A 22,094-nucleotide genomic window follows, 5' to 3' on the forward strand; every position below is an offset into this window, starting at 1 on the left:
GGCGGCCGAGGCTGCCGCGGTGGCCAGGAGCAAGCGGGCAGAGCGCATCTGAGAATCCTTCCGCCAAGACCGAGCAGCTGGCGCTTCGTCAGCTGTGGTGACTCGGCCCCGACGTGCTCCACCGTCGGCCAGGTGATCGTCTCCCACCACTCGGGACGCTCAGCCGAGTGAACGCCTCCCCCGCCCTGACCCATCCGGACGGGCCCAACCGGCAGGACACGCAAGCAAGTTGCGTCACTTCGGACAGAAGCGTCGCCCAGCAGCCGACAGAGGGACTGCTGGGCGACGCGATCGGGGAGGAGGCGCGGTTCGCGCCGGCTGCGAGGGTCAGTCCCGTGCCAGGACCGTGGCGAGCACCTGACGCAGCGTCGACTCGACGTCCGTGACCGCACCCCGGGCCCGCCAGGCGACGAATCCGTCCGGACGGACGAGTACGGCACCCGCGGGGGACGTGCCGTGGGTCTGCGCCCAGTCCGCCCCCTCCTCCGGGACGAGCTCGGCGTCGAGGCCGGTCCCCACCCGGTAGGAGACGAGCGGGACGGCCATCCGCTCGGCGAGGCTGACGGCGGCCTTGTGCCACCCGGACGCCTCGTCCGCGTCACTGAGCAGGACCAGGGACCTCTCGTAGAGGTCGAGGGTGGAGATCCGCCGGTCCTGGTGCCGTACCCACAGGTGCGGGGCCCTGCTGCCGGGCTCCCCGGTCAGGGCGAGCCGCTCCGGGACGACCGGGGTCGCGGGGTCGGCGTCGACGACGGCGCCGCGCGGGTAGCGGTAGCCCAGGGTCACGTTCAGGATGCCGCGCTGCGGGGCGCCTCCGGTGCCGGGCGCCGGGGCGTAGCCGGGGTGGCTGTGCTCGACCGACCGGGCGGCCGCACGGGCGCTGGTGGTCTCCGCCACCGGGCGGCGTTCCGTGTCGTAGGTGTCCAGCAGCCCGTCCCCCGCCCAGCCGCCGAGCACCGCGGCCAGCTTCCAGGCGAGGTTGTGCGCGTCCTGGATGCCGGTGTTGGAGCCGAAGGCGCCGGTGGGGGACATCTCGTGGGCCGAGTCACCGGCCAGCAGGACCCGTCCGGAGCGGTAGGACCGGGCGACGCGCTGGGCGGCGTGCCAGGGCGCCTTGCCGGTCACCTGCACGTCGAGGTCCGCCACCCCGACCGCCCGGCGGATGTGGTCGGCGCACCGCTCCTCGGTGAAGTCCTCGATGGTCTCCCCCCGCTCGGGGTGCCAGGGCGCGTGGAAGACCCAGTTCTCGCGGTTGTCCACCGGCAGCAGCGCACCGTCGGCGTCCGGGCTGGTCAGGTAGCAGACGATGAAGCGACGGTCCGCCACCACGTCGGCGAGACGGCGGGAACGGAAGGTGATGCTGACGTTGTGGAACAGTTCGCCGGGGCCGCTCTGACCGATGCCGAGCTGCTCCCGCACCGGGCTGCGCGGGCCGTCGGCGGCGACCAGGTAGTCCGCCCGGATGGTGGTGTGCTCGCCCGTCTCCCGGCTCTTCACCAGCGCGGTGACACCGGTGGCATCGCTGTCGAACGACATCAGCTCGCTGCCGAAGCGCAGGTCGCCGCCGAGCTTGACGGCGTGGTCGAGCAGGACCGGTTCCAGGTCGTTCTGGCTGCACAGGCACCAGGAGGTCGGGCTGAACCGGGCCAGTCCGCCGCCCGGGTCGATCTCCCGGAACAGCCACTCGCCCGCGTCGCCGGCCAGGGTGGGTGTCTGCAGGATGCCGTGGTTGTCGGCCAGGGTGGCTGCGGCCTCATGGATCGCCGACTCGATGCCGGCCACCCGGAACAGCTCCATCGTGCGTACGTTGTTGCCTCGTCCGCGGGGGTGGATGGAGGTGCCGGCGTGGCGCTCCACCAGCGTGTGCCGCACCCCCAGCCGGCCCAGGAAGAGTGAGGTCGACAGGCCCACCAGGGACCCGCCGACGATGAGGACGGGGACCTTGTGGACGGTGCGGTCGGCTTGGCCGTCTCTTTCGTTCATCACTCGCCTCCAGCGCGTCGTGTTCGCCGATTCGGCCGGATACGGCCGGGATTCTCATGCATGCCCCACGAGGCACCCGCACGGCGGACGGCGGCTCAGGCTTCACTCGCTTAGGGCCTGTCCGGCGGATCACGTCGCAGGAGACCGGCGGTCACGCGTCGGCGCAGGTGAGCGGGATGAGTGTGTCCGGTTGAGAGGCGGAGGAGGACGTCGAGGCGACGGGGCTCCCTCCCACGTGAGCGCAGCCGAGCGTGGGGAGCCGGCAACCGACGACGACGGCGCGCAGGGGTGTGCCAGTCCCCGCGTCCGCGGCATGACGGCCGGACAGGTCCTCACCCGCCCCGGCGAACGTGACGGCGTGTCCTTCAGCAGGATGGGGGAGTCCGGGTGGCCCGCGAGAAAGTGGGCCCCGGATACTCCTCGCAGGAGTCATTGCAATGCTTCGGCCATCGCCCCCTTCTTTCTCTTTCCGAGGGTGCATCACGATGCAGCGCAGCAAAGGGCACCAATCGGATGCGGCGGCGAATGCGTTCACGCGACGGAGCCGGTCGCGCCTCCCCCCCACGACAGGAAAGGCACCACATGTCACGCTCGGCGCGTTCGGCGCTGCATCGATTCCGTCCGGGACTGGCCGCGATCGCGGCCGTCACCGCCGTCACCGCCGTCACGACCGCCGGTGTGCTCCCGGCACGGCCCGCGGCCGCGGCACCGTCCACGGCCCGCGCGGGGGACCCCGGATCCGGCGACCGCGAGCGCGGAGCGCCCTCCGGCATCAGCACGCTGTCGGACCAGTGGACGACGCCCTGGGGCATCTCCTTCCTGCCGGACGGCGACGCGGCGCTGGTGACGGAACGCAACACCGGCGCCGTCTGGAAGGCCGGGACCGACGGATCGAGGCGGCGGGTCGGCGGGGTGCCGAACGCCGTGTGGCGCAAGGAGACGCAGGACAAGGGCGGGCTGCTGGGCGTCGCCGTGTCACCGACCTGGAACGGCACGACGGACCGGGCCGTGTTCTTCATGGAGACCACGGCCATCGACAACCGTGTCGTCCGCATGAGCTTCGACGGGACCTCCCTGAGCGACTACACCCCGGTTCTCACCGGCATCCGCCGGGACACCCAGCACAACGGCGGACGGATCGCCTTCGGTCCCGACGGGTACCTGTACGTCACCACCGGCGACGCGTACCAGCCGAAGCTCGCCCAGGACAGGGACTCGCTCAACGGGAAGATCCTGCGCATCACCCGGACCGGTGAACCCGCCCCCGGGAACCCCTTCGGCACCGCCGTCTACAGCTACGGCCACCGCAACCCGCAGGGCCTGGCCTGGGACCGCGACGGGAAGCTGTGGGAGACCGAGATCGGCGAGTCCAGCTTCGACGAGCTCAACCTGATCGAGCCGGGCAGGAACTACGGCTGGCCCACCTGTGAGGGATCCTGCGCCAAGGCCGGGATGACCGACCCGAAGAAGGTCTGGAAGCCGGGCGAGGGCGGGGTGCCCGCCCAGATCGCGGTCGTCGACGACGTCATCTACGCGTCGACGCTGCGCGGCCGACGGCTGTGGGCGCTCCCGATCGACAGCACCGGCGAGGGCGTCAAGACCGCGAAGTCGTACTACGACCGCGACTACGGCCGGCTGCGGGCGCTCGTCAAGGTCCCCGGCGCGGACGAGCTCTGGCTCGGCACGAGCGACCGCGGCACCGGCAAGGACCTCATCCTCAAAGTCACCGTCGGCTGACCGGTAGGTGACTCCTCCTCAGCGGGACGGGGGAGTCCGGGTGGCCCGCGAGAGAGCGGGCGCACACACTCCTCGCAGGAGTCATGGCCCGTGTTCCGGATCTCACCCCGCGTTTCCGGAATTCTCCGCGTCCCCCACGTCCCTCGAATTCCCCGCGTTCCCCGAATTCCCCGCGTTCCCCGAATTCCCCGGGGTCCCCGGATTCCTTCTCTCCGGCTTTCCGAGACGGCCGCGGCTCTCCTTCCCGAACAACGCACGCCGTCCGCTTCCCTCCGACAGAAAGGCTTCACCATGTCACGCTTGGCGCGTTCGGCGCTGCGTCGAGTCCGTCCGGGCACGGCCGCCGTCACCGTCGTCACCGCTCTCCTGGGTGTCTGCGTCCTCCAGCCGGCGGCGACGGCCGGGGCGGGCGCCCCGGCCGACGGCAGCAGGCCGTCGGGCGTCTTTGTCCTCTCCGACAAGTGGACCAAGCCCTGGGCCATCTCCTTCCTGCCCGACGGGAAGAAGGCACTGGTGACGGAGCGCCGCACCGCCACGGTGTGGGTCCAGGCACGTGACGGGGCGAAGAGGAAGGTGGGCACCGTCCCCCACACCGTCGCCCCCTCTCCCACCCGCCGGCTGGGCAGCGGCGGACTGCTGGGCGTCGCCCCCTCACCGACCTGGAACGGCACCACGGACCAGGACGTCTTCTTCGTCCACACGGCGGCCTCCGACATCAGGGTCGCGAAGATGCGCTTCAACGGCACCTCGCTCAGCGGCTACACCGTCGTCCTCGGCGGCATCACCCGCGGCGGCGACCACAACGGCGGCAAGATCGCGTTCGGCCCCGACGGCTATCTGTACGTCACCGTCGGCGACGCCCTGCGGGGGCACCTCGCGCAGAACAGGTCCTCGCTCAACGGCAAGATCCTGCGCATCACCAAGACCGGTGCCGCGGCGCCCGGCAACCCGTTCGGCAACCGCGTCTACAGCTACGGCCACCGCAACCCCCAGGGCCTCGCCTGGGACGCCCGGGGTCGGCTGTGGTCGACCGAGATCGGCGAGTCCACCTGGGACGAGCTCAACCTGATCGAACCGGGCAAGAACTACGGCTGGCCCACCTGCGAGGGATCCTGCGCCAAGGCCGGGATGACCAACCCGAAGAAGGTCTGGCATCCGGACGAGGGCGGAGTCCCCGCCCAGCTCGCCGTCACGCGCGACGTCCTGTACGTCTCGACACTGCTCGGCAAGCGGCTGTGGGCCCTGCCGATCGACAGCACCGGCAAGGGCGTCGGAACCGCGAGGTCGTACTACAACGGCGCCTACGGCCGGCTGCGCGCGATCGCCCAGGTCCCCGGCGCCGACGAGCTCTGGCTCGGCACGACCGACCGCGGCGACGACAAGGACCGCATCCTCAGGATCACCGTCAGGTGACCTCGTTGCTCCGAGTCCCTCCGACTCCCCTTCTCCCGAAGGGGTGAACCACCTCCCCGAAAGGAAGGTACGCACCATGACCGAAACCACCGAGCAGACGGAGCGTCCGGCGGCCACCACCACGGAGCAGACCGACCGGACCCCCTGGCAGACCCCCGGGTACACGGTCGTCGACACCGCGCTGGAGGTCACCGCCTACTCCCTCGCGACCCGCTAGTCCGCCGCGATGCTGCTGCAGGTGCTCGGCACCGCGGCGGGGGGCGGCATCCCGCAGTGGAACTGCGCGTGCCCCGGGTGCTCCGGGGCACGCGCGCATCCCGAGCGGCGCCGCCGCCACGCCTCGCTCGCGGTCGCCACGGGCGAGGGCCGCTGGTACCTCGTCAACGCCACCCCCGACATCGGCGACCAGATCGAGACCCACCCGGCGCTCCAGCCGGGGCCCGGGTCCCGGCGGACCCCGATCGCCGGCGTGGTCCTCACCGACGCCGAACTCGACCACACCCTGGGCCTCGCGCGACTGCGCGAGGCGGACGGCGTGGACATCCTGGCCACCGCCCCGGTCCGCCGGGCCCTCACCGACCGACTGCGCCTCGACCAGGTGCTCGGCTCCTACACCGCGTTGACCTGGCGGGAACTGCCCTGCCACGGCGCGGAGCCCCTGCACGGCGGCGCCCGCGGCCCCACCGACGCCGGCGTCCGCATCACCGCCGTCCCCGTGTCCGGCAAGCGTCCCCGGTACGCCGCCGACGCCCCCGAGGACGACGCCTGGGTCGTGGCCCTGCGCCTGTACGAGCCGGCCACCGGCAGGTCGGCGGTCTACGCGCCCGCCGTGGCCGTCTGGTCCGACGCGCTGCACCGGGCCGCCGCCGAGGCCGACTGCGTCATCGTCGACGGCACCTTCTGGGACGACGAGGAGCCGCGCCGCACCGGGATCTCCTCCCGCACCGCGACCGGCATGGGCCATCTGCCCATCGACGGGCCGGGCGGCACCGCCGGCCTCCTCGCCACGCTGTCCGCCCGCTGCTACTACACGCACCTCAACAACACGAACCCCCTCGTCGACCCGACCGCGGCCCAGCACAAGCGGCTGGCCCGACTGGGCATCGAGGTGGCCGACGACGAGATGGTGATCGAGCTGTGACCACGGCATTCGCCGCCCCGACGGAGCCCTGGAGCACCGACGAGTTCGAGGCCCGCCTGCGCGCGGTGGGCCAGGAGCGGTACCACGACCGGCACCCCTTCAACCTCCGTATGCACGAAGGCGACCTCAGCCCGGAGGAGGTGCGCCGCTGGATCGCCAACCGCTTCCACTACCAGCGCCACATCCCCGTCAAGGACGCGCTCATCACAGCGAAGTTCGACTCCCCGCGGCTGCGGCGCATGTGGTTGCGGCGGATCGAGGACCACGACGGGCGCAGCGACGGCGAGGGAGGCATCGAGCGCTGGCTGCGGCTCGGCGAGGCGGCCGGCCTGGACCGTGCGAGCCTGCTGGCGGGCGACACCGTCCTGCCGGGCGTACGGCTCGCGGTGGAGGGCTACGTCAACTTCTGCCGGCTGCGCCCGCCGTTGGAGGCCGTCGCGGCCTCGCTCACCGAGCTGACCGCACCCGACCTGATGCGGCTGCGCATCGACGCCTTCGAACGCCACTACCGGTGGATCGAGCCGTCCGGGCTCGACTACTTCCGCAGCCGCGTCGACCAGGGCCGGCGGGACAGCGGCGAGGCGCTCGCCCTCGTCCTGGAGTGGGCCCGCACCCGCGAGGACCAGCAGCGGGCCGTGGCCGCGCTGACCTTCAAGTGCGACGTGCTGTGGGCGCTGCTCGACTCCGTCCAGAACGCCGGTCAGCAGGACCCGGGGCAGGGGTGACACCGGTGTCCGAGAACCAGTGGCGCCCCGCCCTCGCCCCGGCCCTGATGCTGCGCCACGACCACGTGCGCGGCGCCGACCTGCTGGTCCTGCCCGAACGCGTGGTCGTCCTCGAGGGCCACGCCGGCCAGATCGTGAGCCTGTGCGACGGCACCCGCACCGTGCGCGGGATCGTCGCCGAACTGGCCGCGCGCCACCCGGGCGCCCCGGTGGCCACCGAGGTCCCCTCCTTCCTCGACCGCCTGCACCAGGAGGGCTGGCTCACGTGACCGTTCCCCAGGCCACCGCGGACCGCACGGCCCCCGCACCCCCCTGGGCGCTGCTGGCCGAACTCACCCACGCGTGCCCCCTGCACTGCCCGTACTGCTCCAACCCCCTCGAACTGGCCCGCCGGTCGGGCGAACTGAGCACCGGCGAGTGGACGGACGTCCTGCGCCAGGCCGCCGCGCTGGGCGTCGTGCACACCCACCTCTCCGGCGGGGAGCCGCTGCTGCGTCCCGATCTGGAGGAGATCGTCGCCGCCGCCGAGGCCGCCGGGATCTACACCCAGCTGGTCACGAGCGGCACCGGCCTGGACGAGACCCGGCTGACCGCGCTGCGTACGGCGGGGCTGCGCAGCGTCCAGCTCTCCGTCCAGCACGCCGATCCCACGGCCAACGACCGGATCGCCGGACGCCCGTCGTCCTTCGCCGCCAAGGAGCGGGCCGCCGCCCTCGTCCGCCGGGCCGGGCTCCCCCTCGGCCTCAACGTGGTGCTGCACCGGGACAACCTCGACGCCGTCGACGCCCTCGTCGAGCTGGGCGCGGCCTGGGGCGTGGACCGCATCGAGCTGGCCAACACCCAGTTCTACGGCTGGGGTTTGCTCAACCGTGCCGCCCTGCTGCCCACGCGCGACCAGCTGGCCCGCGCCCACGAGTGCGTCGAGCGCTGGCGCGAGCGGCTCGCCGGCCGAGTCGACCTCGTCTGGGTCGTCCCCGACTACTTCGATGGCGTCGCCAAGCCCTGCATGGGCGGGTGGGGAGCGGTCTCGCTCACCGTGGCGCCCGACGGCACCGTCCTGCCCTGCCCGGCCGCCGCCTCCCTGCCGGACCTCGACCCGCCCAACGTCCGCGACCGCCCGCTCGCCTGGATCTGGGAGCGGTCCCCGGCCTTCACCCGCTACCGCGGCACCGCCTGGATGACCGGCCCCTGCGGCGGCTGCCCCCGCCGGGAGGAGGACTTCGGCGGCTGCCGCTGCCAGGCCTACGCCCTCACCGGCGACGCCACCCGCACCGACCCGGCGTGCGCGCTGTCCCCCGACCACCACCTCGTACGCACCCTCGCCGACCCCGCTCCCGACCCCGCCCCGCAACGGCCGCCGTACGTCTACCGCCGGCCCGGAGCGGTACCGGAGGCGCGCTGAACCCGGGCAGTCCCGGGCACCGCCGAGCGGCCCAGGCCCCGGGGGCAGCGGGACTCGACCCGTACGGGGAGCGGCCGTACCGGGCGTGCGGTCGAGGTGCCCGGGCAGCGGAACCCGACCCGTAGGGGAGCGACCCGGACCGCGTGGAGGCGCGCTGAGCCCGGGCAGCCCCGGTCAACACGTCCAGCGGCCGAGGCGCCCGGGGCAGCCAAACCCGCAGCCAACCCCCCCCGCACGGTGAGCGGCCGGACCGCGTGGGGCACGGACCTGGACGGGCGGGCGGACGGTCGGCATGCTGGGAGCGCTCCCAACTCCTCGTCGGAAAGCGCGCCTCCATGCAGAGCCAGACCAAGCGCCACCTGTCTCCCCGTGAACTCGACGCCCTGCTGCGCGCCTCCACCGGTAGCGGGTGCCGTGTGGAGACCGAGCTGACCGACGGCTGGTTCAACACGGCCTACCGTGTCCTGCTCGACGACGGCCGGCCCGCCGTCGTCAAGGTCGCCCCGCCGCCCGGCGCCGCGGTCCTGCGCTACGAGCGCGGCATCCTGGCGACGGAGGCCATGGTCTACCGGCGGATCGCCGCCCTGCCGGGCGGTGGCGTGCCGACACCCGCCCTGCTGCACGCGGGGGAGGAGTTCCTCGCCGTCTCCGTCCTGGAGGGCACCCCGTGGGACAAGGCGGCCGACAGCCTGTCCCCGGCCGCCCGGACGGCCCTGCGCCGCGACCTGGGCGCGATCACCGCGCGCCTGCACACCCTCGCCCCCGAGGACGGCCGGTTCGGCTACCCGGCCGCCGAGTCCGCGCTGTCCGCGCCCGACTGGCGCACGGCCTTCACCGCCATGGTGGACGCCCTCCTGGACGACGCCGAGCGCTGGCGGTCCCCGCTCGGCATACCGCCGGACGCCGTACGGGCGCTGGTGGCGGAGGGCGGATACGCCCTCGACGAGGTCACGGCACCCCGGCTGGTCCACTTCGACCTCTGGCCGGGCAACATCTTCGTCGACGTCACCGGCGACGGGGAGCGCGCCCGGATCGCCGGACTCATCGACCACGAGCGGGCGTTCTGGGGCGATCCGGCCGCCGAACTGGTCTCCCTCGCCTTCGGCGGCGACACCGGCCCCGACAGCGACCTCGTCGCCGGCTACACCGAGGCCGGCGGCAGCCTCGGCTTCGGCCCCGCCTTCCGTCACCGGCTGGCCCTCTACCACCTCTATCTGGGCCTGCTGCTCGTCATCGAGTGCGGCCCCCGCGGCTACGGCCCCGACCACCTCGCCCTCTGCCGCCGCACCCTCGCCGACACCGTCACCCGTCTGCGCGCGCTGGGGTAGGCAGCCGCGGACCGTACGCAGGCCCGCGGGTCACCGACGTCCCCGGACGGCGGAGCCGGCCCTCTGCGTCGGTGGGACCGAACGCCACCGGCAGGTGGTGCAGGCCGCGCATCAGGCCGGAGCGCCAGGTGAGGGTGGCGGGATCGGTGGCGAGGCGCAGGTCGGGGCAGCGGTCGAGAAGGGATCCGAGGGCGATGGAGACCTCCAGACGGGCGAGCGGTGCGCCCAGGCAGTGGTGGACGCCGTGGCTGAACGCCAGGTGTCCGCGGGCGTCGCGCCGGATGTCGAAGCGGTCCGGGTCGGGGAACCGCCGGGGGTCGCGGTTCGCGGCGCCCAGGACGACCAGCACCGGCTCTCCGGCGGGGATGGTGGTGCCCGCCAGCTCCACCGCCTCGGAGGTGTAGCGGTAGGCGGACGTGCCCAGGGGGCTCTCGTGGCGGAGCATCTCCTCGATCGCGCCGTCGAGGAGGCTGCGGTCGGCGCGCAGGGCGGCGAGCTGCTCCGGCCGCAGGAGCAGGGCGCACACGCCGCTGGACAGGAGGTTGACGGTGGTCTCGTGGCCGGCGACGAGCAGCAGGAACGCCATCCCGAGCGTCTCCTCGGACGTGAGCCGGTCCCCGTCGTCGGCTCTCGTGCCGACCAGGGCGGCGAGGAGGTCGTCCCCACCGGTGCGGCTCTTGTCGTCGATGAGGTCGGTGAGATAGCCCGTCATGGCCTCGGCGGAGGCGGCCGCGTCACGGCTGCCGGGGGTGACGATGTCGGCCGACCAGGTGGTGAAGACCTTGCGGTCGACGGCGGGGACGCCGAGCAGTTCGCAGATCACGGCCATGGGCAGGGGCATCGCGAAGGACTCGACGAGGTCGGCCCGGCCGAGCGGCACCATCGCGTCCAGCAGCTCGTCCGTGATGGCCTGCACGCGGGGCGCGAGGGCCTCGATCCGGCGGGCGGTGAACTGGCCGGCCACGAGCCGGCGCAGACGGGTGTGGTGGGGCGGGTCGACCTGGAGCATGTTCCGGCCGACGGCGTGGACACCGTCGTCCTCCCAGGCCGCCGAGTGCCGGACGTCGTTGCGCAGCCGCGGGTCGGTGAGGGCGGCCCGGGCCTCGTCGTGGCCGACGACCAGCCAGACCTCCCCCGAGTCCGCCGTCGGGATGCGGTGGACGGGTCCCTGGGCGCGCAGACGGGCGAGGAAGGGATGGGGATGGTCGGCGAGGTCCGTCCCGGGGAGTGTCAGGTCCTCGAGCGTGGGGGTGCGCATGTATGTGTGCTCTCCGTGGTGCGGCCCGGAGCGGGGCGGTGGATCAGGACGGCAGCAGTGCTTCGATCCGGGCGATGACGTCGGGGGCGTCCGGCTTGACGCGTGACCCGATGCGATGGGCCACCGTGCCGTCGGGCGAGACGAGGAACTTCTCGAAGTTCCACTCGACGTCCCCGGCCACCCCGCGTTCGTCGGGGGCGGCGGTGAGGATCTCGTAGACCGGGTGCCGCCGCGCGCCGTTCACGTCCACCTTCTCGAAGAGGGGGAAGGTGACGTCGTACATGGTCGAGCAGAACTCCTGGATCTCCTCGGGGGTGCCCGGTTCCTGCTGGCCGAACTGGTTGCAGGGGAAGCCCAGGACGGCGAACCCGCGGGGTCCGTAGCGCCGGTGCAGTTCCTCGAGCGCCGCGTACTGCGGTGTGCGCCCGCACTGCGAGGCCACGTTCACCACGAGAAGGACCTTGCCCCGGTAGGGGCTCAGGTCACCGGGCTCCCCGGCGAGTGTGCGGACGGGTATGTCGTACAGGGACATGTCGGCGCGTCGCTCCGCTTGTTTCGGTGACGGTCGTTCGGATCGTTCGGTCACATCGGTCGGACGGTTCGGTCGGACAGCTCGACCGGACGGTTTCGGTCGGCCGGGATCGTTCAGCCGGTCCCGGTGACGTCCTGGTAGCTCTTGCGGAAGGCGGTGACGACGGCGTCGACGTCCTCGTCGGTCATGGCGGCGCCCAGACCGATGGTGACGGAGCGGCCGAGGAGTCCCTCGCTGATCCGGTAGCGCGGGGGGCGCTCCCACTCCACGCCCCAGGGTGTCCGCCCCTCCCGTACGGCGCGGTTGGCCGTGACCGGCTGCCCCTGGTACATGGTGTGTGCCGGGACGCCGGCGGCGTTGAGGTCGGCGACGAAGGCACGCGCCTGGAGACGGGAGTCGAGGAACAGCGTGAGATCGCCGCCCGATCCCTCCTCGTCCGGCAGCCTCCGCCAGCGGACCGGCAGATCGGCGGTCTCGCCGCGCACATGGCGTGCCACGTCCCGCAGACGCCGGCACATGGGGACCAGCCGGGGGAGCTGCGCGGACAGGACGGCCGCGGTCAGCTCGGTCATGCGCAGGTTGACGCCGACGAACGGCGGGCTGTCGCCCGTTCCGCGCGTCGCGCCCTTGGAGGTGGTGAACTGGCCGCCCTGGTCCTGGTACCGGGCCACCCGGTCGTACACGTCGGCATCGGTCGTGGTGACCGCGCCGCCCTCGCCGGCGGTGATGTTCTTGTCGAGCTGGAAGCTGAAAGCGCCCGCGTCGCCGAGGCTGCCGACGGGCCGCCCCCGGTAACGGACGCCGGCGGCCTGGGCCGCGTCCTCGATCACCCGCAGTCCGTGCCGCCGCGCGACCTCCAGGATCGGCTCCATGTCGGCGGCGACGTTGTTGAGGTGCACCGGCATGACACCCCAGGTCCGCTCGGTGATCCGCTCCTCCAGCAGCGCGGGGTCCAGGGTCAGCGAGTCGTCGACCTCGGCGAAGACGGGGATGCCGCGGGCGGCGACGACGGCGCCGACGCTGCCGACGAAGGTCACGGCGGGCACGATCACCTCGGCCCCGGCCGGGATCCCGAGGCCGATCATCGCGGCGGTGAGCGCGGCGGTGCCCGACGACACGGCGACGGTGTGCGGAACCCCCGCGACCTCGGAGAACGCGGCCTCGAACAGGTCGGCCCGGTGGCGCAGGTCCGGCCCGTAGTAACGGAACAGCGACCGTGACCGGATCACCTCCAGGGCGGCGGCCTCCTCTTCCTCACCCCACAGCGCGAGCGCCCGCCACGTCTCGTACCGCATCCCCGGGTCGCCCGTCACGCGCCCGCCTCCGTCACCGTGTCGAGGTCCGTCGCGCTGTGCGCCACCACGAAGTCCTCCAGGAAGAGATAGTCGAGCTGGCTCGGCCCGAAGAAGGCCAGCGCCTGCTCGGGGGTCTCCACGATCGGCTCACCTCGGTCGTTGAAGGAGGTGTTGAGCACCACGGGCACGGAGGTGAGCTCGCCGAACCGTTCCACCAGTTCGTAGAAGGCGCCGTTCGCCTCCCGCGTCAGCGTCTGGACCCGCGCCGTTCCGTCCACGTGGGTGATGGCCGGCACCTCCTGGCGCTTGTCGTCCCGCACCGGCGCGACGATCAGCATGTACGGCGACTCGATGTCGAGCTCGAAGTACTCGGAGGCCCGGTGGGCCAGGACGGCGGGGGCGAACGGACGGAACGCCTCGCGGTGCTTGACCTTGCTGTTGAGGATGTCCTTCATCTCCGCGCGGCGGGGGTCGGCGAGGATGCTGCGGTGGCCGAGGGCGCGCGGTCCGAACTCCGAGCCTCCGGTGAACCAGCCGATGAGCGCGCCCTGCGGCAGCAGGCCGGCGGCCAGCCGGGCCGGCCGCTCCACACGCCGGTAGGGCAGGCCCGAGGCGTCGAGCGCGCGCTGGATCTCCTCGGTGCCGTACCGGCGGCCGAGGTACGTGTGGCGCTGCGGCCGGGGGGCCGTGCGCGGGGCCTTGGCACCACGCGGCCGCGGCTGTTCGCCGAGGACGTGGTAGCCGTAGTAGGCGCAGCCGACCGCGCAGCCGTTGTCGCCCGCGGCGGGCTGGGCGAAGACGTCGGTGAACGGCGTGTTCCGCAGGATCTTGCCGTTGGCGACCGAGTTGAGGACGACACCGCCGGCCAGGCACAGGCGGGTGAGGCCGGTCTCCCGGTGCAGCCAGCCGGCGGCGTGCAGGACGGCGGTCTCCAGCAGGTCCTGGGCGGCCCAGGCGAGGTCGGCGCCGCGCGCGAAGCGCTCGTCCCCCTCGAGTCCGTCCAGGGCGTGCTCGACGAAGTGCAGCAGTCCGCCGTCCTTCAGGTGCAGCTCGAACCGGCCCTCCGGCAGCAGGTCGAGGTGGCGCCGGAACTCCGCCCGGTAGCGGTCGGTCCCGTAGGGCGCCAGCCCCATGGTCTTGCCGTCCTCGGTCAGGTACCAGGGGCCCTCCTCGTAGAGGGTGAAGCCGATGGCCCTGCTGACCGCCTTGTACATGAAGCCCAGCGAGTGGTCGCTGTCACCGGCCTGGTAGACCCGGGTCTCCCGCAGGCCGTCGGTGCTCCAGTTGGTCCCGTACACCTTGGAGATCTCGGTGATCTCCGTGCCGTTGCCGACCGACATGGTCATGGTCTCGACGCCCTGGCCCTCGAACAGGCTGCCGGCCCCGTCGACCACGAGGACCGCGGCCTCGGGGAAGGGCGAGGGAAGGAAGGCGCTGGCGGCGTGCGCCATGTGATGGCGGATGAGCGTCGTCCGGCTGCGGAACGGGAAGTAGCAGCTGGGCAGCAGGGTGTCGTCCGCGACGATCGCGTCCACCTCGGCGAGACGGACCCCGTGCGTCGTCAGGCAGTACCGCCAGCACTGGTTCGCCAGAGAATTCACATTGACCGCGTATTTGCGGCGGGTCAGCCGCTCTTCTTCAATACCGACGGCGATCTCACCGTTCTCGACGAGGCAGGCCGAGAAGTCGTGGTTGGAACCGCCGAGCCCCAGAGCGAGCATACTGCCGTCCTTACTCCCGTTGCAGGTCTGCGGATTTGGCGAGTACGTGGGGCGTAACGCTACCCGGTCGCAACGTGTCAGTCAGCAGGCGAATATGAGCCATCCTCAGGCCGGATCAAGTCGAGTTCCAGCCGAACGGCAGCACCCCCGGTAGTCCTCATTGACCCTGTCTTCAAGGTGAACTTAGGATCGTCGCTCGACGGAAGAGTCATGCGCGAATACGACCTGGGTGCGGTGATAAGGCATGGCCCTGAAAAGTAATTATCGTGATGCGATGTTCGCGCATCGCGATGGGCAGGACCGTCTCAAACTCCTGATGAACGACATGGTCATCGAGGAGCAGTTGTGCCAGATGCGGTGCTCCTACTGCCTCACCGAGGACTTCAACCTCCTCATGGAGGTCCCGGACGCCCGACTGCGCCTGACCACCGACCGGCGAGCGGACTGGCACGAGATCCTCGACGCCTATCACCGTCAGGTGGACAGCCCCATCATGCGCCTGAGCGGCGGTGAGTTCTTCTGGCTGAAAGGCTCCACCGAGTTCGTCGCGGAGTGCAGTGAGAAGTACGAGGTCGTGCAGGTCATCACCAACGGCGCCTTCCTGACGCCGCACCGGCTGGAGGCGCTCGCCGCGCTGGGCAACGTCCAGCTGTGCCTCTCCCTCGACGGCCACACGCTGGAGATGAACGGCCACCGGCTGCCGCCGAAGCAGCACCGGCTCTTCGACGTCATCATGCGGCACCTGGACCACGCGGTGGAGCTGGGCATCCCCATCGAGATCCAGTCGGTGATCAGCGACCTCAACGCCACCGGCCAGGCGGACTTCGCCGAGTTCCTGCTCGAACGGTACGGGCGCGGCGTGATGCTCTACTTCTTCCCGGTGCGCGGCGAGACCAGGACCACCCACGCACCACCCCTCGGCGACCATTTCGCGCCACTCCTCGAGCGTTACGACGAACTGTCCGCGGTGCTTCCCCCGCGGGCCTTCGTGGAACACATCGGGAATCAACTGCGCACCGGCGTCCGTACCCTGCGGTGTTACGCGACGGCCACCATGGTGCAGCTCTTCGGACAGGGAGACGTCTCCTGCTGCCCGTACGCCTGGCTCAAACCCATGGGCAACATAAAGGAGAATCCCGAACTCATCCACGAACAGTTCGGGAAACACCAGCACTACGATATGTTCATGCAGCCCCGGCCGCGCTTTCCGTACTGCAAGAGCTGCACCGGACCGATCGACGTGGTCAACCTCTATCTGTTCGGCGGCATCTCCGAGCAGGAAATCGCGCGCTGCGCCCCGTACGCCGGACCCCGCGCTCTGGAACGGCTACGAGAGTTGAAATCGGCGTTCACGCCGGTCTTCGAGCCGGCCGGGGAACCGTCACCCCGCTGATCCCGCGGGCGGCGGAATGCCAGAAGACCAGAGCATACCGAGGCCTCGAGGAGACGTAATGATTTCCGTGGATGGGATTTCCGGCGACGATTTCGCGGGTGCCGGGCTGCAGAGGCTTCTCACGCTCCCGCAGCACGATCTGCTCACGCTCGCCGGGGACTGGCTCGGTGAGCTGGCGCCGTGGCGGAACCCCGAGACCCTGGCGGCGATCTCCACCACCCTGGCCGCCGAGTCCGTCCTGTCCTCCCTGTTCGTCTTCGGGGAGCGGGTGGCGGAGTCCGACGTCCGCTCGGAGGTCCCCGGACCCCTGCTCGACCTCCTGCTCCGCGCCCGGGTGCTCTCCGAGGAGTCCGGGAAGGTGTCGGCCGACTACTGCCTGGTCCGCGGGGACGGCATGTCGCTGCTGGCCGCCTGGCGGGCGGCGGGACGGGACACGGGCTCGTACGCGCCCTGGGTCGGCACCGACTCGATGACGCTCTCCCGGCTGGTGGCGGCGCGCCGCGGTGCCCGGTCGGCCCTGGACCTGGGATGCGGCACCGGCATCCTCGGACTGTCGGCGGCCCGCAACGGCGCCGAGGTGCTGTCGGTCGACGTCAACCCGGAGTGCACGGCGGCCGCGACGGTGAACGCCCACATCAACGGGCTGGCGGACCGGCTGACCGCCATCGAGGGGGACATCATGTCCCTGTCGCTGGACTCCCGTTTCGACCTGGTCGTCTCCAACCCGCCCTGTCTCCCGCTGCGCCGTGGTTCGCTCGGCTGGCTGGCCGGCGAGGCGGGGCTGGACGGCCTGGAGTTCTTCTGGGAACTCCTGCGCCAGGTCCCCGGGCTCCTCACCCAGGAAGGCGAGGCGCTGCTGCAGGCCGCGGCCTACGGCGACGAGCGCGGGCCGTTCTTCGTCCCGGAGCTGGAGGCCGAACTGCGGCGCCTGGGGGTCTGCGGGCGGCTGCTGCTGCGGCCCTCCACGCCCCCGCGCTGGCCGGCCTTCGCGCCCCGCGACGAGGAGCAGCAGCTCACCGGCCCGCTCGGCGACGAGGTCCGGGAGTACGTCACTCGGATCGGTGCCACCCACTACTACGGATTCGTCCTCTCGGTGCGACTCGACGGCGAGGGCCTGGCGGTGGGCCGCTTCCAGTGACCCGGCACCGGGGGTGGAGCCGGCCCACGGCTCCACCCCCGGGTCATCCGGTGACCGTCGGAGCACCGGCCGCCCCGAGCCACCGCGGCCCGAGCTCGGCGCGTTCCAGGGCCGCGACCGCGTCGGCCGCCTCCATCAGCGTCAGGTGCGTGGTGTCGACCAGCCGGACGCCGGGCACGTCGGGCACCTCCGCGTCGAGGTGACGCTCCGCCAGCCGGCCCTCCACGAACAGCCGGCCGCCCGCGTCGTTCTCGATCCGGGTGGCCAGCGCCTCCGCGTCCGCCCGCAGGCCGTAGTAGACCGCCTCCGCGCCGAGTTCCTCGAACACCTTCTGGAAGCGCTCGTAGGCACGGCCCGCGAGGACCACCCCGGTGACGATCACGACGCGTGCCCCCCACTCCCGGTAGACGGGCAGGGCCGCGCGCACGGTCGAGGCCATCAGGTCGTACACCTCCTCGCCGCCGTTCCACGGATGGACGATGGGATCGCAGTCCATCGCGGCGGCCGGGACGCCGTACCGCGTCACCAACTGGTGCCCCAGCCGGGTCTTGCCCACGCCCGGGGCACCGGTGATCACCACGGCGCGCATCAGTTGGCCCCCTCGCGGACCGTGCCGACCAGGCGGAAGCCCAGGTGGGGGATCTTCAGGAGCTTCGCACCGGAGTCGATGTCCAGGAACTTCTGCTTCAGGACCGAGGTCACCTTGTTCACGTCCTCCCCGCCCGTGGCCTCGGTGAGTTCCTCGCGGGAGACGATCTGGCCCGGCCGGTTGGACAGCAGGCGCAGCAGCTCCGCCTCGGCGTCGGTCACGGGCAACGACTTCGCGGCGGAGCTCAGCGAGCCGTTCGCGAGGGTGAGCACCTGGGTGTTCTCGGACGGCGTGACCGTCTTGAGGTAGCTGAGGGTCTCCACGAGCCGGGACCGCCGCAGGGGGCTGGCCAGCGTGAAGCTGTATCCGGCGGTGACCGCCGCCAGGACCTCGGTGGCGGAAACGCCGTCCAGCACGGCGACGGCGTAACCGCCCCTGCGTTTGAGGTCCGCCACGGACAGGTCGTCCGGCCGGGCGGCGGCGACCCGGTGGAAGGAGACCAGCAGCGCGCCGGGCGGTGGGGCGTGGCCCGTCGCGGGGTCCGTGACATGCAGGGTGAGACCCACCTCGGCGCATGCCTCCGCGAGGACCTCGAGGTCCGCCGGTGTCAGGGACTGAGCCAGTGCGTACATGGGAAACCCTTCACAGAGCGGCGGGGCCGCGGTCGCTTGTCGGGTGGGGAGAGGGTCAGAGGCGCATCAGCCAGATCCGCTCGGCGGCCGGGAACCCGGAGCCCTCCGCCAGGCGCACGCCGTGCCGGCGGATGCGCTGGATGATGCCCTTGCGTACCTGGATGCGATAGGCGCCCAGCGCCTCGCACTTGGTGAGCGCCGCCTCGTCGTCCACGGGCAGCAGCTCCGGGCGCAGTGCGCCGAGTCCCTGCTCGGCCAGGCGCGCGCCGAGGTTCTTCGCGGTCTCCTCCGCGGAGGAGAACAGGGAGTAGGGCTGGTCCTCGTAGAAGGCGACCCGCGCCGTGCCGAGCCGGCCGGTCCGGGCCAGTTCCAGCACCGCCTCCCGGCAGGCGACATGGTCGACGTGGCCGCCGACGCCGAGGGGCGCGTAGATCCGGCCGGCGCCGTCCAGCAGGGGGGCGAGCCGTTCGGTGAGGGCGTCGAAGAGCTGCGGTTCCTCCCGTGCGAACCCGTCGGACCAGGCCGGGTCGGTGAAGAACCGGTCCCGTCTCAGGTCGCGGTCGGCGGCGTCGACGAATCCCAGCAGCTCCACCCGGGCGCGCAGCACACGGGCGGCGACGCCCTCCTCGTCCAGCAGCAGGCGCTGGGTCAGTGCCGGGCGTTCGGCGTAGTACGGGTCCTTGGTCCAGGTCTCGACGCTGAAGACGTCGAGGAACCGGGCGCCCTGCCGGGCCACCGTCCCGCCGAGGGCCAGCGCGGCGTCGTCCGGATGCGGGGACACGACCACCGCGGGTTCGGTGGCCGGGGGGCCGGGCGTGAGCGGGGGTGCCATGAGCAGCAGCCCGTGCCGGCGCCACAGGCCGACGGTCTCGCGGTCCGCCGCGGGGAACCCGTCGAGGGGCCGACTGCCGTCGCAGCGGGACAGCAGGGCGGCGTCACGGTCCGACAGGTGGCCGTACCCCTCGACCCGACGCCCCATGAAACGGAGCTCCCCGTCGGCTGTTTCCACGTGCGGCAGGGCCGTCGGGCACCAAGTGTCAGGAATCTCCGTCATGTAACTCCGAGCCCGCGGTGACGAATGACAGACGCCATATGGCCGGAGCATACAGATCGCCTCCACGTGCGCCCAGAGCCCGATCCAAAGAGGCAGAAAATGGGGGGAGGGGTGGCCGAAAATACCTTGCCCGGGTGGTCCCATCTTCTTCGGGAACCACCGGGACGATAGCTTTCCGGTCATTCATTTCGCTTCGCAGGTCACTTCCGGGGACCCGCCCCGGACCGCGGCGGCGGCCGCCGCCGCGCCGGCGCGGGCGCGACGAAATTCCCATGTCAGCACCCCTGTCTCCGGAGGCGCCGCGAGCGTCCGGCCCGGGCCCGGACGGTGGCCGTCATCAGGCCGTCGGCCTGGCCGAACACGTGCGAAACGCAGGGAATAGGCCATGCCGACGGCCCGGTTTCGGAGGCGCCATTGCGCCGGGGATCTTCTGCTGTAGCCTCAAAGTGCGATTTGACCTGTCGGGCGATTAGAGGACGAGGCAGGGAATGGAGACTCGCGTACTGCTTGTTCAGCAAGGAGTCTGGGGGAATTCCGCGGCCTCCATGCCGCTGGCGATCGGCTACCTCAAGGCCTACGCCGAGGCCGACGACCGCATTCGACGCCGTATGGACATCTCCATCAGGAACTACCCGGGCGACGCCGGCCTGAACGCCATGGCCCGGGACCTGATACGGGACGGCTGTCCCGACATCCTCTGCTTCTCCGTCCTCGGCTGGAACTTCCGGGCCTTCGGGACCCTCGCGGAGACGTTCAAGCAGATGAACCCGCAGGGCTGGGTCGTCTTCGGCGGCAACCACGTCGCCCACCAGGCCGAGCGGGTCTTCCGTATGTTCCCCCAGGTCGACGTGGTGGTGAACGGCGAGGGGGAGCTGATCTTCCGGGACCTGCTGAACGGCTACCTCGACGGCGCCCACCGCGGTGAACTCCACGAGATCAGCGGCATCTCCTTCCGCGAGGCCGACGGGAACCTGGTCACCACCCCCGAACGCGAGCGCATTCAGGACCTCGAGATCCTGCCGTCCCCCATTCTGACCGGAGCGGTACCGCTGGTCGACGAAAAGGGTCGTTTCCGCTACGACTACGCGTTGATGGAGACGAACCGCGGATGTCCGTACAAGTGCGCCTTCTGTTACTGGGGAGGCGCCACCGGGCAGAAGATGCGGGCGTTCTCCCGGGAGCGGCTGCGTGAGGAACTTGAGCTGCTGGGACGGCACGGCGCGGAAATTCTGATGCTCGCCGACTCCAATTTCGGACTCCTGCGCCAGGACGAGGAATTCCTCGACGATCTGCTCCGGGTGCGCCGCAAATACGGGTTCCCGAAGAGGCTCGAAACCTCCTGGGCCAAGAACAAGTCTCCCGGCTTCTACCGCATCATGGAGAAGATGAAGCAGTCGGGGATGCACAGTGCCTTCATCCTCGCCCTGCAGACGATGGATGACTCCGTCCTGGATCTCATGCGCCGGCGGAACATGAAGCTGAACGACTGGGAAAGCCTCGTCGCCTGGCTGACCGACCACGGCATCACACCGTATCTGGAGCTGATCTGGGGAGCGCCGGGCGAGACGGTCACCTCGTTCCTGGACGGTTATGACCGGGCGGCACGGCACACGCCGTTCATCGCGGTCCACCCGCTGATGCTGCTGCCGAACACCGAATACCACGACAAGCGCGAACAGCACGGACTGGTGACCGTGCGCGGCGAGCAGGACGACTTCGACTACGTGCTCGCCCACAAGACGATGACGCTCGCGGACAACGAGCGCATGCTCCGCTTCATCTGCTGGAACCGGGTCCTGGCCCGGAGTCTGTTCCTGCACAACATCTGGGTCGCCCTGCGCGAGCTCGCCGACGTCCCCCAGTCACAGGTGCTCCTCAGCTTCTCCGACTGGGTCGAGAAGAGCGAAGACCCCGAGGCCAGGGAACTGCACGCGGTGGCCAGGCCGACGAGCTCCGCCAGTGAACTCGTCGACCCCAACGTCTGGCGACTGCTCACCAAGCGGCTGCTGCGGCAGTGGTGGGAGGAGGCCATGCGCCCCGTTCTGCCCGAGCACCTGCTGCCGGTCCTCGACGAGGTGTTCCGCTACGACCTGCTGTGCCAGCCGGTCCGCCAGCTGCCCGACGGATCGGGTCCCGAGGAGGACCTCCCGGTCGTCACCAAGTACGGCGAAAGCTGGTATCTGCGCAGCGACACGGAATTCACCCACCCCGTGCCCCGGCTGATCGCCGCGCTGCGGCGCGGGGAGACGGTGAGCACGGAGCCGGAGCGCCACACCGCGGACTTCTACTACCGGACCGAGTTCGGTGGGGACCTCCAGCACTACTTCCGCATGGACCGCTTCCGCGGGCTGACCGAGCAGCAGCTCGACGAACAGTTCACCAAGGTTTGACCGAGATCCTTCACCACGGGAGACAAGAGACGATGGACCGCGCCGGGCTCATTCGGGAACTCCACGAGATCGCAGCGGGCATGACCAAGGGCGAGCACCGGCTGGCACCCCAGGAGGGCGACGCCAGCCTCGTGGACCAGTACGGGTTCAGCTCCCTCGACGCCCTGGAGTACCTGCTGATCCTCGAGGAGAAGTTCGATGTCGTCTTCGAGGACGAGGACCTGACGGAGGAGACGCTCTTCTCCATCGAGGGCCTCGCCACCTACATCCTCCAGCAGAGGGCCGGCGAGAGCCGCTCCCTGACGTGACGGCCATGACACCGGCGGCCGCGCGGCCGGGTGGAGCGCCCGGGGAGGTGGCGGT

Annotated in this window: 20 protein-coding genes; 12 read left to right on the forward strand and 8 right to left on the reverse strand. The window is 71.3% G+C overall.

What is annotated here, in order from left to right:
- Positions 1-327 precede the first annotated feature (327 nt).
- Positions 328-1,983: an FAD-dependent oxidoreductase gene (locus ACIBBD_RS37595; RefSeq protein WP_399424339.1), complete on the reverse strand. Its 1,656-nt coding sequence runs from the start codon at positions 1,981-1,983 to the stop codon at positions 328-330.
- Between the two features lie 582 nt (positions 1,984-2,565).
- Here ACIBBD_RS37595 and ACIBBD_RS37600 point away from each other — a divergent pair.
- The 8 genes from ACIBBD_RS37600 to ACIBBD_RS37635 all read left to right on the forward strand — a co-directional run bounded on the left by ACIBBD_RS37600 (position 2,566) and on the right by ACIBBD_RS37635 (position 9,729).
- Positions 2,566-3,720: a PQQ-dependent sugar dehydrogenase gene (locus ACIBBD_RS37600; protein ID WP_399424341.1), complete on the forward strand. Its 1,155-nt coding sequence runs from the start codon at positions 2,566-2,568 to the stop codon at positions 3,718-3,720.
- Positions 3,721-4,011: 291 nt separating this feature from the next.
- Positions 4,012-5,133, forward strand: coding sequence for a PQQ-dependent sugar dehydrogenase (locus ACIBBD_RS37605; RefSeq protein WP_399424343.1), 1,122 nt, complete (start codon positions 4,012-4,014; stop codon positions 5,131-5,133).
- A gap of 76 nt (positions 5,134-5,209) precedes the next feature.
- Positions 5,210-5,350, forward strand: coding sequence for a pyrroloquinoline quinone precursor peptide PqqA (gene pqqA / locus ACIBBD_RS37610; RefSeq protein ID WP_399424344.1), 141 nt, complete (start codon positions 5,210-5,212; stop codon positions 5,348-5,350).
- Between the two features lie 9 nt (positions 5,351-5,359).
- A complete protein-coding gene (gene pqqB, locus ACIBBD_RS37615; RefSeq protein ID WP_399424346.1) occupies positions 5,360-6,274 on the forward strand; it encodes a pyrroloquinoline quinone biosynthesis protein PqqB in 915 nt (304 codons plus the stop codon).
- A complete protein-coding gene (pqqC, locus tag ACIBBD_RS37620; RefSeq protein WP_399424348.1) occupies positions 6,271-6,999 on the forward strand; it encodes a pyrroloquinoline-quinone synthase PqqC in 729 nt (242 codons plus the stop codon). The genes pqqB and pqqC overlap by 4 nt, the downstream gene beginning before the upstream one ends.
- 5 nt (positions 7,000-7,004) lie before the next feature.
- A complete protein-coding gene (gene pqqD, locus ACIBBD_RS37625) occupies positions 7,005-7,268 on the forward strand; it encodes a pyrroloquinoline quinone biosynthesis peptide chaperone PqqD (RefSeq protein WP_399424350.1) in 264 nt (87 codons plus the stop codon).
- A complete protein-coding gene (gene pqqE / locus ACIBBD_RS37630) occupies positions 7,265-8,401 on the forward strand; it encodes a pyrroloquinoline quinone biosynthesis protein PqqE (RefSeq protein ID WP_399424352.1) in 1,137 nt (378 codons plus the stop codon). The genes pqqD and pqqE overlap by 4 nt, the downstream gene beginning before the upstream one ends.
- Before the next feature lie 335 nt (positions 8,402-8,736).
- The gene (locus tag ACIBBD_RS37635; RefSeq protein WP_399424353.1) at positions 8,737-9,729 is read left to right on the forward strand and encodes a phosphotransferase family protein; all 993 of its coding nucleotides are present in this window, start codon (positions 8,737-8,739) and stop codon (positions 9,727-9,729) included.
- Here ACIBBD_RS37635 and ACIBBD_RS37640 read toward each other — a convergent pair.
- From ACIBBD_RS37640 to ACIBBD_RS37655, 4 genes are all read right to left on the reverse strand, one after another.
- Positions 9,704-10,987: a cytochrome P450 gene (locus tag ACIBBD_RS37640; RefSeq protein WP_399424355.1), complete on the reverse strand. Its 1,284-nt coding sequence runs from the start codon at positions 10,985-10,987 to the stop codon at positions 9,704-9,706. The genes ACIBBD_RS37635 and ACIBBD_RS37640 overlap by 26 nt on opposite strands.
- A 43-nt stretch (positions 10,988-11,030) precedes the next feature.
- Entirely contained in the window at positions 11,031-11,519 is a 489-nt protein-coding gene (locus ACIBBD_RS37645) for a glutathione peroxidase (protein ID WP_399424357.1), read from the reverse strand.
- A gap of 113 nt (positions 11,520-11,632) precedes the next feature.
- Positions 11,633-12,832, reverse strand: coding sequence for a DegT/DnrJ/EryC1/StrS family aminotransferase (locus ACIBBD_RS37650; RefSeq protein ID WP_399424358.1), 1,200 nt, complete (start codon positions 12,830-12,832; stop codon positions 11,633-11,635).
- A complete protein-coding gene (locus tag ACIBBD_RS37655; protein WP_399424360.1) occupies positions 12,829-14,535 on the reverse strand; it encodes a carbamoyltransferase in 1,707 nt (568 codons plus the stop codon). The genes ACIBBD_RS37650 and ACIBBD_RS37655 overlap by 4 nt, the downstream gene beginning before the upstream one ends.
- Before the next feature lie 274 nt (positions 14,536-14,809).
- On the opposite strand from ACIBBD_RS37655, the gene ACIBBD_RS37660 reads away from it, so the two are divergent.
- Both ACIBBD_RS37660 and ACIBBD_RS37665 read left to right on the forward strand, forming a co-directional pair.
- Positions 14,810-15,928: a radical SAM protein gene (locus ACIBBD_RS37660; RefSeq protein ID WP_399424362.1), complete on the forward strand. Its 1,119-nt coding sequence runs from the start codon at positions 14,810-14,812 to the stop codon at positions 15,926-15,928.
- A 58-nt stretch (positions 15,929-15,986) separates the two neighbouring features.
- Positions 15,987-17,066 (forward strand): methyltransferase, encoded by a 1,080-nt coding sequence (locus ACIBBD_RS37665; protein WP_399424363.1) that lies wholly within the window; start codon positions 15,987-15,989, stop codon positions 17,064-17,066.
- Between the two features lie 43 nt (positions 17,067-17,109).
- On the opposite strand, the gene ACIBBD_RS37670 is transcribed toward ACIBBD_RS37665, so the two are convergent.
- From ACIBBD_RS37670 to ACIBBD_RS37680, 3 genes are read right to left on the reverse strand one after another with little or no spacing between them, the layout of a single operon-like run.
- Entirely contained in the window at positions 17,110-17,655 is a 546-nt protein-coding gene (locus tag ACIBBD_RS37670) for a hypothetical protein (RefSeq protein ID WP_399424365.1), read from the reverse strand.
- Complete coding sequence (locus ACIBBD_RS37675) at positions 17,655-18,287, reverse strand: transcriptional regulator (RefSeq protein ID WP_399424367.1); 633 nt, start codon at positions 18,285-18,287, stop codon at positions 17,655-17,657. Before ACIBBD_RS37675 ends, ACIBBD_RS37670 begins: the two co-directional genes overlap by 1 nt.
- 55 nt (positions 18,288-18,342) lie before the next feature.
- On the reverse strand, positions 18,343-19,266 hold the full coding sequence (locus ACIBBD_RS37680; protein WP_399424368.1) for a PIG-L deacetylase family protein: 924 nt from the start codon (positions 19,264-19,266) through the stop codon (positions 18,343-18,345).
- A gap of 563 nt (positions 19,267-19,829) precedes the next feature.
- On the opposite strand from ACIBBD_RS37680, the gene ACIBBD_RS37685 reads away from it, so the two are divergent.
- Both ACIBBD_RS37685 and ACIBBD_RS37690 read left to right on the forward strand, forming a co-directional pair.
- Complete coding sequence (locus ACIBBD_RS37685; RefSeq protein ID WP_399424370.1) at positions 19,830-21,731, forward strand: KedN5 family methylcobalamin-dependent radical SAM C-methyltransferase; 1,902 nt, start codon at positions 19,830-19,832, stop codon at positions 21,729-21,731.
- A gap of 32 nt (positions 21,732-21,763) precedes the next feature.
- Positions 21,764-22,039: an acyl carrier protein gene (locus ACIBBD_RS37690; RefSeq protein WP_356564319.1), complete on the forward strand. Its 276-nt coding sequence runs from the start codon at positions 21,764-21,766 to the stop codon at positions 22,037-22,039.
- The last annotated feature ends 55 nt before the right edge of the window (positions 22,040-22,094 follow it).

It is taken from the genome of Streptomyces sp. NPDC051315 (assembly GCF_044455165.1).
GTDB lineage: Bacteria > Actinomycetota > Actinomycetes > Streptomycetales > Streptomycetaceae > Streptomyces.